Consider the following 12845-nt stretch of genomic DNA (forward strand, 5'->3'; position numbering starts at 1 on the left):
TGCCATAGATAGTATCTTCGTCGAGATAGCAAGAGTAATACGCATCTGTAGTTACGGCACTGTCTAGGTAAGGGAAACCGCAAGACAAGACAACGATGAAGTGACAGTATTGGTTGTGGAAATTCATCTGCAGTCTGATACAAAAGAGTCCTAGTTTACGAGCAGCGAAAATTCGGCTGCTTCAGCAAACATCTCATAAGAAGTGATGATCTCAAATCTCATCGGGGCTGCTTTGACGGACGCTGAAACGCGTTCAACGCTAGAACTTCTTAACTAAACAGTGCCGTTTGTCACTAATATCTGATTTGATATAAACTCGTCTGGACTTCAAATTATGTAGACTAATAAGATGTCTTTCAACAGCTGTGTCAGTCTTTTTGTCAGTTGACATCGTATTATGGCTATGCTTCGCAAACTGTTGATCGTGTTCGGCCTGTTCGAGATCGCGAAGCCGAAACCGGTCATCGACATGTGCGAATGGATCGGCCTCGAAAATTCCGATGAGGCACAATTGCGTCCATGGGCGCTCTGGGGAGCGCGTCTCGAGGGAATGGCATTCGTCTGGCTGCTCGTCCACGGCCGGGGTGAGGGCAGCTCAACGATTGTCAGTGGATTACTCGGCTTTGCTGGGATCCTGCTTGCGCTCGTGCCGCGTCCGATCATCCAGCTCAGCCAAGAATTCGTCTACGAGAACACTGAGGATCTCGAGATGAAGCCGTGGATCAAACCAGCGGCGCGGTTGTTGGGCGGGCTATATCTAACCGTCGTCGTTCTCTCGTGGCGGGCAGACGCATCTGAAGCTGAGCCAAAAGCCGATCAGGAAACTTATAGTAGAAGTTAGATATTGTAGAGAACGAGTCGCTCTGGTGAACTAACTGACCTCTGAGTCTGTCTAAATAGTATGCCCCCTCCTTTTACGCGCTTCACAGATCACCTTATAACTCTGGCTCAATGTGCTATCTCTGGAGATCCTACACCAGCGGCCAAGAAGGGATACGGCGGCTACGCTGCTGGGTAATTGTAGCGATCCACGGTCTCCGCGAATATCTCGATCTGCCAGACCGGCGACTCCTCGATATGCTTCACGATACCTGAGACGTGCAGGCTATCGATACAACTGGCCTTGACCGCCATTTGGCTAGCTGTCACTACACAAATCGGAACAGCTTGATATAGCGCACGGCGCTCGCCATGACGATGACATCAATCACTGGTGGTCAGTGGTTGAAGCTCTCTTCTTTGCGCTCAAACAACGGACCGGTGATACGTACCAGGCTCGAACATGTTTCGGGCAATTCCGAGAACCCGTTCTAAAAATACCGGTGAGAAATATCGAACTTTCTCTCTAACTCTAAATACAGATGGTCTATGTGGAGATGGAAATCGACTTCCACGAACTGTTCGAACTCGGTCCGTAGGCGCTGATGATCGCGCTCGGCGGGTTCCTGTTGCCGTTCGGCCTCGGCTACGTCGCTGGTGACTTCCCGGAATGACACTCGAACAGTCGCTGTTCATCGGCATCGCGCTAGCGGCGACATCGCTGGCGACCAAGTCACGGATTCTCGTTGACCTCGATATCCTCGACACGCGGATCGCTGGCGTGCTCTTGGGCGGAGCGCTCCTGTCCGACGTCGGCATTCTCGTCGTATTCGCAGGCGTCACCGGATTCATCGTGAGCGGCGAGGTCACCCTTTGGAGCATCGGCACCGTGATGCTCCGCGCGCTCGCGTCCTTCGCGGTTGCGCTCGTCATCGGCGACCGCGTGCTCCCAGTCGTCTGGGAACGCCTCGAAGGATTGATGCGCCGGTACGGATTCATCGACAAAACCTCCGCGTTCAGTGTCGCACTCATCGTGGTATTAATATTCGCGTATCTGGCAGCTCTAGCGGACCTCCACATGATTATCGGCGGCTTCGTCGCTGGGATATTCCTTCGGCAGGCGCAGCTCGACAAGGAGATATATGAGCATATGCACATGGTCATGTATGACCTCGCGATGGGCGTGTTCGCGCCGATTTTCTTTATCACTGTTGGCTTCGAACTCACGCTGGGCGTGTTCACTCAGGAACTCGGTCTCTTGTTGCTCGTCCTGGTCCTCGCGTTCTTCGGGAAGATCGTCGGTAGTTGGGCGTTCGCGCTCCCGATGAAACTGACGAGCAAAGAGGGACTGGTCATCGGTCTCGGAATGAACGGCCGTGGGACGGTCGAAATCATCATTGTCTCTATCGGGCTTTCGATGGGAATCATCTCCCAACAGCTCTTCTCGATTCTCGTGATCATGACAATCTTCACGACGGCACTCGTCCCCGTGACGGTGAAACTCGGTGTCGACTGGCTCGAGAGGGCCGGCGAACTCGTGTATATGGCTGACGATCAAAGCGTTGAGCCCGAAGTGTAGACCAGTATCCGAGTACATAATTTCTGTGGGACTAGAACATCTCGTTTGAAGCATCGGAGAGTATCTGTGGACTTCGCCACTAGACTAAATAGAGTAATATGTCTATAACCAGAATCCTGTTTCAGGGATGCTATCGTTATGAGATGGCAAATCAAGGAAATCGAATGGGAAGCTGTCGCGGGTATCCTAGCGGCGGTTCTCGCACTGGTACTCCATTTCTTGCACATCGTGGACGAAGCTGTGCTTCTTCAGATCACGCTCGTTCTCATGGCGTTCTTGTTTATCAGTCATCTCAGGCGTGAATCGGAAACGGAGAATCTCTCTGAGTCCCTCGCTCACACCGAACGCACTGTCGAAGACATCCGCGCCGGTATGGATGCCTCCGACCTCGAACTCATCGGCCCAGGAGAGCTCAGATCTCGGAGTACGCAGTTCGGTCAGGGTGCCCGTAGAGAAATGATCTGGTTCAACGTCTGTCTACTCATGTTCGTCCCCCAGGATTTATTCGATGCGTTGCTACGTCCACCGATCGAGAATCCAAATGTGTCCTCGATTCAGTTCGTCCTCGACGAGAGTGAGCGGGAGCGCTGGAATACTCAGGTCAAACCCAAAGTAAAGGAGTGTCGGGGTGCTGAGACGGTACAGGAACCCATTTGGCGGGAACTCGATGAGAACGTCTCGTTCATTCTACGCGGGACGAAAAACGAGCAAACTGACGCGCTCTTGAGTTTCTGGGGAGAACCCTTTATGGCACGAACAACGAGGAACGTTCCCCGCTATATCATCCATGTAACGGAAGATTCCGAATTGATCCCGCAATTGCGGGACATCGAACGCGAACACCGACTTCAGCAGACGTGAAAAGAGGAATCTCATCAATACACGATTCATACGGGAGTATCCGTCTACCGACTGATCTTCAGTTTTCAAAAGGGTCAGGTGTGCGTAATCGAGTATAGAACGTGTACGCGCCGCGGAGATGATTAACCCAAGACGTCAATAGAGCCAGTCGTTCGGAACCCACACAATTGAGGAATGGCGAAGCATTTTTTCGTCTCTGCCAGCAAATCTATATCCACTTGGCCTGCACTGTCTGGGGCCAATTACTCGTCGTCAACCAGTTTCGTCCGGACATAGTACGGTCCTTCCCAGTCTTGGACCCAATCGGGGGCTGCAAGATGAGACCGCAGCTGATTTGCTTCATACGATTCGTCAGGAAAAACGGTTCCCTCCTCGTCAGTCCCATCCTCCCACGGCACTACGAACGTCACTGGGTCTCGATTTTCGGCAGGATTCAGTTGTTTATCCGCCCCGTCATCTAGATGGTACGGTCCATCGACCCATTCCTGTGGATTGAACATGACCGCTATCTCTGGCTTTTTGTTTGTCATGTCTGTTGATATTCTGTCAATCTACTGTATTCGAGGGAGGCTTAAAAAGAGCAGGGCAACTCCCAGGTTTTAGATGCAGAGCAGCTTGATTCTTCTAATTCTAACAGATAGTGACTATTACCGTAAGATCGGATTCTAATGATCATCGCGTAGCCTGCTTAGCAGTTGTTTCAGCGACGAGTCTATCGAACTAACAGGATTTCATCAGAGTCAGATTCGTCACTACGACAACGTGGGTGCAAACTACTACGACGATCCGGCAACAACAACCAAGAAGAACACAGTCAATATTCACCAGGTGAACAGAACGAGTCATCGGAACGGACGATCCGAAGCACAACAGACCGATATTCAACAATGCACGTCGAATTTGACCGCGATACCTGTACAGGAATCTTCAACTGCGTCCATGAGTGGGAGAAGTTCGTCGAAGATCGTGATGCGGGTAAAGCGACGCTCGTTGGAAGCGACGAGTTCGAGACCGATCACTACAGACGAGACGTTCCCGAGGGAGAGGAGTTCGATGCGAAAATGGCCGCTCGTGTTTGCCCGGTAGACGCAATCACGATCTACGACGAGGAAGGGGAACAATTGGTTCCATAGTTTGTTCTTGACTGTCATTACAGGTGGCGAGAGTGAAAGATTTGACCACTACGCTGTGTAGTAGCCCCGCAACCCGATGTCCTCAATCACAAGAATTTGAGGTTTCGCTTGACCGACTCACGCTTCAGTTCCTGAATTTCTTCGGTGATCGGAATATCTTTCGGACAGACGGCAGTACACGAAAATTGCGTGTGACACTGCCAGACGCCGTGTTCCTTGTCCAGGAGTCGTAACCGTCGATCTTTGACGCCCTCCCCTTCTCGTTCGTCGAAGTAGAACCGATATCCCTTGACGATAGCCGCAGGCCCGATGTACTCCTCGTCAGTCTGGGAGGGATTACACGACGAGGTACAACAGCCACACTGAATGCAGCGGGAAGCCATCTTGATCTTCTCGCGGTTCTCCCGACTCTGTTGCTGCTCTTCCAGGTCGCCTTCAGGGAGATCGTTGGGTTGGAAGTAGGGTTCGACAGCCTCCATCCGTTCGTAGAAGTGGTCCATATCGACGACGAGATCCTTGATCACCGGTTGATGGGGAAGCGGTTCTACACGGACTGGTGCGTCGAGATCCGAAATCTGGGTCTGACAACCCAGCCGCTATCGTCCGTTAATAAAGAATCCATCGCTGCCACAGACGGCCATTCGGCAGGAGTGCCGAAACGTGAGCGACGAGTCGAACTCGTCTCGTGCATAGATGAGTGCGTCCAGAACGGTCATCCCCCGCTCGTACGGAATTAAGAAGTCGTCGAACCGCGGCTCCTGTTTTCCTTCCACTTCTGGATCGTAGCGGAATACCTTCAGTCGAACAGTGTCGTCGTCCGTCGCTCGAGTCCTGTCCTCGAGCTGTGCCTCCTGGTCCGGATCCGGGGTAGACTGGTTCGCCAGCGATTCCGCCCCGGCACGCTCCGGTTCTGTGTGTGTTGATTCTGGTGTACTCATACGTTCGGTGATTCGTGACGTCGTATACTCGGTCTCGTTCCTTTTACGTGTTTGTTAGGCGAGTAGTATTACAGTTCAATTCGGGACAATGCCAGTTCTTCCGCAGTGCCAGCCTCCGCGAACGGCGTTTCGCCGATCTCGATCTCCGAGACCCACTTGATGCTCTCCCAGCAGTCCCGGTCGGCGTCGTGCGGAACGAGTCGAGCTGGTCCGCCGTGTTCGACGGGCAACGGTTCGCCGTCAAGTTCGAGCGCAAGGATAGAATTCGAAAGTCGTTCTAGTGGGAGCGAACAGGCGTATTCACTGTCCATCGCTCAGACGATCCCGTATTCGCTCCCCACGGTCGGTTCGGCCCGCTCAAGTAGCGTCCCGACGCGGACACTTCGCCAAGAGAGCCCCTCAGCAACCCACCCCTCGACGCACGCGAAGTCCTCGGTCGCCGTTTCCAGTGGGTACGACGCGAGATCGTCCGGCGTAAGTCGGAGCGATCGATCAACCGTACCGCCGATACTGAGCATCCAGTCGGCGGGATCGACGTCCTCGGGTACGGTGTGTGTCTCGAAATCACCCATCACGGTCCACTACGGGCGCGGGACATAAACGATTAGCACCGAACATATTCTGGTCGGAAGAGTACGCGTGCCACATGGACGAACACGAGAAATACGACATGATGCGTCCCTACCGAGTACTGTCGGCCGACGGTTCGGATGCCGACGATGAGACTGCGGCCGTCAACGAGTAACCGTTCACTGGCTCGTGATTATCGCTACGAACGGACGGCAGTACCACGAGACGAGAAATGACCCCGTCACTCGGCACAGCCAGTTACGAAGCAATTTCCGGAATCCAGCCGAATTCGGTGGCATGCATCCTTGTGTAGGTCATCGACCTGCCGTTCCAACCACTCGGTCGCTTCGATAGGGAGACTGAACCCGATCCGGTAGGCGGTCCGACCGTCGATCTCGTACCCGAGGACGCGATCAAAAAACGACACGACGACGCACTGCCGCCACGCGAGCGATTCGGCGAACATTCTGCCTCGAGTCGTCGTCTTGACGCCGTCGTACTTCTCGTGACTGACGAGGTCGGCCGCCGACAGCTTCGTTACCATCTCGGTGACGCTTCCCGGACTGATTGCGAGTTCGGCGGCGAGCTCGCCGGTCCGGACGCGAGTGTCGTCCCGACTCGAGAGCCAGTAGGCGGTAAGCAGGTGCCACCCTTCGGTCTCGTTTAGCGACTCGGGGGGAGACGTTTTCCCGTCGATATCCGCCGAGGAACGTGTAGTAACCATCGTTTGGTATGAAATACGACGGGGAACCGTGAGTTTTGTTCCCCGAACATCTTCGCGAGAGCACGATAGAGACCGGGGCGGTCGAGAACGTGACGTCGGATCGAGATTTCGTTCTCTTCACCGGCTTCGATCCATCATTTCTCCGGTCGATTTCCGGGTATCGATACTTGCGTGGAACGACACTCATTTCCTTTCGGCTCGTAGAGTGAACGACAGATGACTATTCGGGAATGACGGGAGAACAAAGCCAGGTCGGAAATCCGCGGTCCGGTCCGTCACAGGCGACGAGCGAGATCGCGGCCTCGCTTCGCGACCTCGATCCGGCGTACTTCGGTCTCGTTATGTCGACAGGAATCGTCTCAATTGCGTTTCTCGAACTGGGCATCGATGCGGTGTCGTGGCCGCTCGCGGCGTTCACCGTCGTCTGTTACGTGTTGCTCGTCGGGTTGTTCGCGTTGAAAGTGGCGGTGTTTCCGCGGCACGTCGCGGCCAACCTCCGAAACCGGGAGCGTCACTGGGGGACGCTCACGTTCATCGTCGGCACCAACACCGTCGGCGTGCAGTTCGTCCTGTTTTTCGAAGCGATCGAGATCGCGACCGCCCTCTGGGTGACGACCGTCGTCGCGACGCCGCTCTTGCTGTATTATCTGTTCGCGACGGCGTTTATCGGCGCTCGGAAGACGGCTGTCAGTGAACGTATTGACGGTGCGTTCCTTCTGGTGATCGTCTGTATGCAGTCACTCGCGGTCCTGGGTGGATTGCTCTCGACCGAACTGTCCGCGTACACAGCCGACATCGTCCTGCTGAGTATGAGTTACTTCGGCGCAGGGTACGTCCTCTATTTCATCGTGGTCACGGTCGTAACCTACCGCCTCCTCGAAGGGAACGTCCGTCCGTCGGATTGGACGGGACCGTACTGGATCACGATGGGGGCGGCGGCGATCACGACGCTGGCTGGATCGACGCTCGGACCGCGTCTGGACTCGATCACGGCCTGGGAACCGTACGCGCCGGTGATTCTCGGCGTCACGTTCCTCGCGTGGGCGATTGCGTCGTGGTGGATTCCGCTGTTGCTCATCGTCGACGTCTGGAAGTTCCTCACCGGTGATATCGAGGGAAAACCGCCGCTGTGGGTCGTTCTCGTTCCGTGGTCGCGTATTGCGTTCGGTCGACGCCTGAACACGTACGAGCCGGCGACCTGGGGGCGAGTCTTCCCGATGGGGATGTATACCGCCTGTACGCTGAATCTCGGGGGGATTCGGACGTTCAATACGCTTCAGATCGTCCCCAAGTACTGGGGCTGGTTCGCCCTGTCCGTGTGTGGGCTCACGCTCCTCGGTGCGATCAGAGCGTCCGGACGCACGCTCTTACAGACTGTTCGCGGAGTGCACGGGGACCCTGACTCGAGCTAGTGGAGTCACCATCCGCCGATGGGTCGTGATCGAAACCCCCTCTCGACTCAGATGTCGGCGCTACTGGGGTAGTAGTGGAGGACGTCGTCGCGCCAGCCGCCTTTGCCCTTGCCGATGTCGTCGAAGTCCTCGACGAACTCGATGCGGCTGACCCACTTGGCCATCTTGTACCCGAGTTGGCTCTCGATGCGGAGCCGGTAGGGCGCGCCGTGGGCCACGGGGAGATCGTCATCGTTCATCTCGTAGGCGAGGATCGAACGCGGCTCCTGGGCCTTGTCCATCCGGACGGCCTCGTAATAGAACTCCGGAATGTCATCTTCCACACCCTTCTCCTCGAAGGGGCCGTCCTCGGAGTACTCCCACTTCTCGTCGAGCGTCCAGAAGACGAGCCACTCCGCGTCTTCTTTCGGTTCACAGCGGTCCATGATCGCCGACAGCGGGACGCCACCCCATTTGGCGTAGTACGTCCAGCCCTGAATACAATCATGACGAGTGATATGTTCTTGGTTGTTCATCTCCCGTATCTCGTCGTTGGTCAGTTCGAGTTCGTTCTCGACGAGGCCGTCGACCGTGATCGTCCAGTCCTCGAAGTCGTTCTCGAAGTGGGCCCGGTACTCGTCGTTTCGCGGTGGCTTGCCATTGACCCGCGCGAAGTCCGACTCCTCGGGCCGGTCGTCGCCGTCGTAAAACGAAACGTGATGGAACAGTCCCTTCAACAGCGGGTCAACGCCGATTTCGAGGAGGTTCTGGGTGAAGTATGGTCGTTTCAGGGATATCCACGTAGCGAGAGCAGCAAACCCGAAGACGATTGTGACGCCCAACACGGTGAGTGCGATCGTCAAATCAGTAGACGCATTTGCGCTCCCGAGAACGATCTTCCCCATCTCGGACCAGAATCCGTGGGCCGCGACGAGGGCGACGTGGACGAACAGAAAGACGTTGAATGCGATGAAGCCAATGAAGTGAATGCTCCGGTTGAGTTGTCGGTTCCACCCGAACCACTCCGGCCAGTGCGCGCGGAACGCCGGCGCCTGGAGGAGACCGGTGACGATCATTACTGGCGACAGGATGAAGATGACGCTGAAGTAGGTGAGTTGCTGGAGGGCGTTGTATCCCGCAGCGTGGGGGACCTGGAGTTGTGCGTACGATATAAGCGCATTCCATGCCTGTGGGAAGATTTCGAATGACGTTGGAATGAAGCGCGTCCATTCGCCCGAGATAAAGAGTCCCCCGACGTAGAGAACACCGCAGATCGTCCACCCGATCGCACCCCAGAAGTGCCAATGGCGGCCCATCCCGATGGCATCGCGGCCCGGGAGCGAGATGAGTGCCGACGGCGGGTCAATCTCGTCTTCAGCCGCCCAGAGGTCCTCGCCGTCGATGATCTCCTTGTCGAAGTCAGTATCCCGCTCCTCATCGCCGACCCGAAGCCACGCGTCACTCGGTTCGGCGTCGTCGCTCCAGTAGAGTTTAGGGTGGCTCATGAGAATCTCATAACCGCTTCGGAACAGCAGAATGATGAAGAAGAAGTTGAACCAATGCGTGATTCGGAGCCACCACGGATACTCGAGGCCACTTGCCATTGTTCGGTAATCGTCTGTGAATCACATAAGAGTGAGCCTCGTCGGTCGGGTCGTGTTTAGTTTGTAGCATTATGCCAGACGGCGAAAGCTTGGAGCCATGATTCGGCTGTTGACGGTTGTGTATGACTGAAACAGTTTAAGAACGAGGAAGTACGCCGTTTTATCTCGCGAAAGATACGTTCAGCAGCGTTCCGATTTCCATGTTTCTCGTATCGAAATCGGAGCCCAGATCGACGGAGTGCAGTCTGGAGATGTTTTGCTCCATCGACGAGAAATACGGCATCATCAGGATCATGTTTCTCAGTGAGTTCGTGCAGGAACCGTTCCGTCAACGCGGTCGTAGTCATCGAATACAGCCGTATATGGAGAATTTCGTTAGTCTCCGGATCAACAGCAGTGTACAGCCAATAACGATGTTCGTCGAGTTGAATCACTGTCTCGTCGAGCACAATGTGATTCGGCTTCTCGTCATCCGCCGGCAGTAGATCGCACTTGTGAACCCAATCGTGGACTGCCTTGCGACTACGTTCGACACCGAGTTTCTCTAACTCTCGAACGGTATTTGAAAGCGAGAGACCAGCAAGATGGAGTCGAATACCGAGCTCCATCAGCTGACGCGGTGTCCGTTCTCGCTCCACAAAACTCAAATCGATCCAGTCGCTACACCCGCTGAGGCGGTTGATTTTTGGCATAGAGAACCACAAAATCGTACCGCCTCACTTTTCACGCTTAACGAAACAGCGCTGCTCGACTTGTGACGAAGCGGATTCTCATAGAAGGGTGATAAGGATGATAAGATGCAATCAATTGTTGAGGCCGTTTACGGCTCATCTTCAGGATAGCTTACTATTTTATCGGATATTGCGAGAGCGAGCACTGATCTGGACGGAGGAGTCAACGCCGTCTGTCTCTACGCCAGCGACCTGCATAGCCAACTTACTCCCGAATACTACGTCGATACGCCAATCCCGAATCACATTCCGACTTCGGCTTCGGTGACGACGCTTGGATTCTTCGGCGCGGCGACGGGATCCCGCTGTTGGCATCAAAATTCGAGGAGAGTCGCTCGGCTGCCACCGAGACGTTCACGCTGATGAGCGGCGATACATTCCAATGGAGCGCAGAGATGACGTACACTACGGGCAAGGCCATGCTCGAGAGCGGATGCGACATCCTGTTCACCGATGCAATGTGTTAATACTTCGAGACCGAATTAGTAGTTACTCACGATTTCTGCTACGGTCAAAAATACCAACCTGAGAGACCCCAAACGAACTGTATAGAGGGCCGAAACACCAAACCATTAGTCGATCCAGTGACTCGACCTACCTAATGACCGATTCAAATTCCATAGGGGAATCTAATGAATCAGACTCCCACGATTCGTCAGGCAGGTCCGTTCCACCTGGGCCATCCGACCGGGAACCGGAGCCGTCTGACGAGGAAGGGGTGGTCCGGGACGCCGTTGAGCGCTCCAGAAGCGGTGCGCCGGCCGTAGGGGCGGTTGTCCGGGACCGCTTTTCGTCCGACGAGGTCTTTCAGCGGATCGTCGCCGTCGCCGATGAAGAGATCACCTCGAGCGGACGCGAACTTTTCTTCAGCGCGCTCGCAGGCGGCTTTGCCATCTCGATTACGGTCCTCCTGTATGCCTCGCTGTACGGCGAGACTGACGGTCACCCGATCCTGAGCGGACTCTTGTATCCTCTTGGATTCATCTATATCATCATTGGGGGCTACCAGCTCTACACCGAGAACACGCTGCCACCGGTTACGTTAACTCTAGAACGACTCGCAAGTATCCCCGCACTCCTCCGTCACTGGATGATCGTGCTCGCGGGTAACTTCGCAGGTGGGGCCGTCGGCGCGGCCGTGCTCGCGTGGGGTGGGGTTTTCTCTCCGGAGGGTGCAGAGGCAGCGCGATACCTCGGGACCCACGGTGTCGAGACGCCGTGGCTTGCTCTCTTCTTCAAGGCCGCGTTCGCTGGACTAATCGTCGCAGGCGTCGTTTGGATGGTCTACGCCTCCCAGGACACGATCTCACGCCTCGTCGTCGTTTACATGGCCTTTCTTGCGATCCCGATCGGGAATCTCTTTCACGTCGTTACTTCCTTCACTGAGATGTCCTACGTGGTCTTCATCGGCGAGCTCTCACTTTTCGTCGGACTGACCGAGTTTGTCCTGCCGGTTCTTCTGGGGAATACAATCGGCGGAATCCTGTTGGTGACCATCGTCAACTACTACCAGACCAGTGAACACCGTCTCGCGTCGGCCCGCTTCAAAGGGGTCAAGCGCCGTCTCTCGCCCAAAGAGTGGCTGTTTGGAGGGTTCGTCGGTCGGTCGTACGTCCCTCTGATCGACACTGGCGAGACGTCGATTCCGAACGGCCGCTACCGAGTTCTGGTTCCGATCTCGAACCCCCGTACTGAGTCGGGGCTGGTCGAACTCGCCGCCGCCGTTGCCGCCCAGCACGGCCCCGCAGTCGTCCACATCGTCCACGTCGTCCAGGTGCCTGACGTCAAGTACGGCACCGGCCAGCGCGACCGGATTGTCGCCGAGTCCGAACGCCTCCTCTCAGAGGTCACCGCGCCGGTCGAAGACCGCGGGGTCGACCTTGAGACCTCGACGGTCGTCTCTCACCGGTCGGTTGCGGAGGTGTTCGAGGCTGCCAACCGCGAGGACGCCGACCTCGTCGTGATGGGGTGGGGCCGCGGCGACCAGCTGTGGGGCAGTCCCCGTGCCGAGGGCGTCGTCGAAGAACTCACCAGTCGGCTCCCGTGTGACTTCCTGATCCTGGAGGGCAACGAACTCGATACCTCGCGGATCCTGCTGCCGACCGCTGGCGGCCCTGACTCGGAACTGAGCGCCGAGGTCGCCCGGACGCTTCGATCGGCTGGCGGTTCGGAAGTCACTCTATTGCACGTTACAGACGAGGGCCAGCGAGAGGCTGGCGAGACCTTCCTCGCAGAGTGGGCCGACGACCACGACCTCTCCGGCGCCGAGATCGTCGTCGACAACTCCGGGGACGTCGAGCGCGCGATCGCCCGCGAAGCCGAAGACCACACGCTCGTCCTCCTGGGGGCGACTGAGCGGGGCTTTCTCACACGGCTCGTCTCGGAGTCGGTCCACCCGACAGTTGTCAGCGACGTCGACTGCTCAGTGTTGCTCGCCGAGCGGCCTGGAAACCGAGACTTGTTCGAGCGACTGTTCGGCCTGAAGTAGCTATCCC

General features: G+C 56.1%; 11 protein-coding genes and 3 pseudogenes. 8 read left to right on the forward strand and 6 right to left on the reverse strand.

All coding sequences use genetic code 11. The annotated features are described in order from the left end of the window. The first annotated feature begins 403 nt into the window (after positions 1-403). The 4 genes and pseudogenes from LDH74_RS24700 (at position 404) to LDH74_RS24715 (ending at position 3259) form a co-directional block, all read left to right on the forward strand. On the forward strand, positions 404-841 hold the full coding sequence (locus LDH74_RS24700; protein ID WP_226043173.1) for a hypothetical protein: 438 nt from the start codon (positions 404-406) through the stop codon (positions 839-841). A gap of 60 nt (positions 842-901) precedes the next feature. Beyond that, positions 902-1349: pseudogene (locus tag LDH74_RS24705) on the forward strand (hypothetical protein). 140 nt (positions 1350-1489) lie between these two features. Then, positions 1490-2398 (forward strand): cation:proton antiporter, encoded by a 909-nt coding sequence (locus LDH74_RS24710; RefSeq protein WP_226043174.1) that lies wholly within the window; start codon positions 1490-1492, stop codon positions 2396-2398. 138 nt (positions 2399-2536) lie between these two features. After that, positions 2537-3259, forward strand: a complete 723-nt coding sequence (locus tag LDH74_RS24715; protein ID WP_226043175.1) for a hypothetical protein — start codon at positions 2537-2539, stop codon at positions 3257-3259. A gap of 242 nt (positions 3260-3501) precedes the next feature. Here the strand turns inward: LDH74_RS24715 and LDH74_RS24720 are convergent, their stop codons facing one another. Further along, positions 3502-3789, reverse strand: a complete 288-nt coding sequence (locus tag LDH74_RS24720; RefSeq protein WP_226043176.1) for a hypothetical protein — start codon at positions 3787-3789, stop codon at positions 3502-3504. A 357-nt stretch (positions 3790-4146) separates the two neighbouring features. Here LDH74_RS24720 and LDH74_RS24725 point away from each other — a divergent pair, with 357 nt between their 5' ends. Continuing rightward, entirely contained in the window at positions 4147-4392 is a 246-nt protein-coding gene (locus LDH74_RS24725) for a ferredoxin (protein WP_226043177.1), read from the forward strand. Between the two features lie 86 nt (positions 4393-4478). Here LDH74_RS24725 and LDH74_RS24730 read toward each other — a convergent pair. From LDH74_RS24730 to LDH74_RS24740, 3 genes and pseudogenes are all read right to left on the reverse strand, one after another. Further along, a pseudogene (locus tag LDH74_RS24730) lies at positions 4479-5330 on the reverse strand (succinate dehydrogenase/fumarate reductase iron-sulfur subunit). Positions 5331-5398: 68 nt separating this feature from the next. Further along, positions 5399-5902, reverse strand: a pseudogene (locus LDH74_RS24735) (molybdopterin-dependent oxidoreductase). Between the two features lie 239 nt (positions 5903-6141). Next, positions 6142-6624, reverse strand: a complete 483-nt coding sequence (locus LDH74_RS24740) for a metal-dependent transcriptional regulator (protein ID WP_226043178.1) — start codon at positions 6622-6624, stop codon at positions 6142-6144. A 230-nt stretch (positions 6625-6854) separates the two neighbouring features. Between LDH74_RS24740 and LDH74_RS24745 the strand changes: the two genes are divergently transcribed. Beyond that, the gene (locus LDH74_RS24745; protein ID WP_226043179.1) at positions 6855-8036 is read left to right on the forward strand and encodes a tellurite resistance/C4-dicarboxylate transporter family protein; all 1182 of its coding nucleotides are present in this window, start codon (positions 6855-6857) and stop codon (positions 8034-8036) included. Between the two features lie 47 nt (positions 8037-8083). On the opposite strand, the gene LDH74_RS24750 is transcribed toward LDH74_RS24745, so the two are convergent. Together LDH74_RS24750 and LDH74_RS24755 are read right to left on the reverse strand one after the other, a co-directional pair. After that, positions 8084-9619: a molybdopterin-dependent oxidoreductase gene (locus LDH74_RS24750; RefSeq protein WP_226043180.1), complete on the reverse strand. Its 1536-nt coding sequence runs from the start codon at positions 9617-9619 to the stop codon at positions 8084-8086. 56 nt (positions 9620-9675) lie between these two features. Next, positions 9676-10311 carry an IS6 family transposase gene (locus LDH74_RS24755; protein ID WP_226043181.1) on the reverse strand — a complete coding sequence of 212 codons (636 nt, stop codon included), beginning with the start codon at positions 10309-10311 and terminating at the stop codon, positions 9676-9678. 347 nt (positions 10312-10658) lie between these two features. On the opposite strand from LDH74_RS24755, the gene LDH74_RS24760 reads away from it, so the two are divergent. Both LDH74_RS24760 and LDH74_RS24765 read left to right on the forward strand, forming a co-directional pair. Further along, positions 10659-10817 carry a hypothetical protein gene (locus LDH74_RS24760; RefSeq protein ID WP_226043182.1) on the forward strand — a complete coding sequence of 53 codons (159 nt, stop codon included), beginning with the start codon at positions 10659-10661 and terminating at the stop codon, positions 10815-10817. A 134-nt stretch (positions 10818-10951) separates the two neighbouring features. Further along, entirely contained in the window at positions 10952-12838 is a 1887-nt protein-coding gene (locus LDH74_RS24765) for a formate/nitrite transporter family protein (RefSeq protein WP_226043183.1), read from the forward strand. Positions 12839-12845: the final 7 nt, after the last annotated feature.

The sequence above is a fragment of the Natrinema sp. DC36 genome (assembly GCF_020405225.1).
Lineage (GTDB): Archaea > Halobacteriota > Halobacteria > Halobacteriales > Natrialbaceae > Natrinema.

Excerpts from the sequence above, each read along its gene's own strand:
- LDH74_RS24700 (WP_226043173.1), top strand. The coding sequence starts at position 404 with ATGCTTCGCAAACTGTTGATCGTGTTCGGCCTGTTCGAGATCGCGAAG.
- LDH74_RS24710 (WP_226043174.1), top strand. The coding sequence starts at position 1,490 with ATGACACTCGAACAGTCGCTGTTCATCGGCATCGCGCTAGCGGCGACA.
- LDH74_RS24715 (WP_226043175.1), top strand. The coding sequence starts at position 2,537 with ATGAGATGGCAAATCAAGGAAATCGAATGGGAAGCTGTCGCGGGTATC.
- LDH74_RS24720 (WP_226043176.1), bottom strand. The coding sequence starts at position 3,789 with ATGACAAACAAAAAGCCAGAGATAGCGGTCATGTTCAATCCACAGGAA.
- LDH74_RS24725 (WP_226043177.1), top strand. The coding sequence starts at position 4,147 with ATGCACGTCGAATTTGACCGCGATACCTGTACAGGAATCTTCAACTGC.
- LDH74_RS24740 (WP_226043178.1), bottom strand. The coding sequence starts at position 6,624 with ATGGTTACTACACGTTCCTCGGCGGATATCGACGGGAAAACGTCTCCC.
- LDH74_RS24745 (WP_226043179.1), top strand. The coding sequence starts at position 6,855 with ATGACGGGAGAACAAAGCCAGGTCGGAAATCCGCGGTCCGGTCCGTCA.
- LDH74_RS24750 (WP_226043180.1), bottom strand. The coding sequence starts at position 9,619 with ATGGCAAGTGGCCTCGAGTATCCGTGGTGGCTCCGAATCACGCATTGG.
- LDH74_RS24755 (WP_226043181.1), bottom strand. The coding sequence starts at position 10,311 with ATGCCAAAAATCAACCGCCTCAGCGGGTGTAGCGACTGGATCGATTTG.
- LDH74_RS24765 (WP_226043183.1), top strand. The coding sequence starts at position 10,952 with ATGACCGATTCAAATTCCATAGGGGAATCTAATGAATCAGACTCCCAC.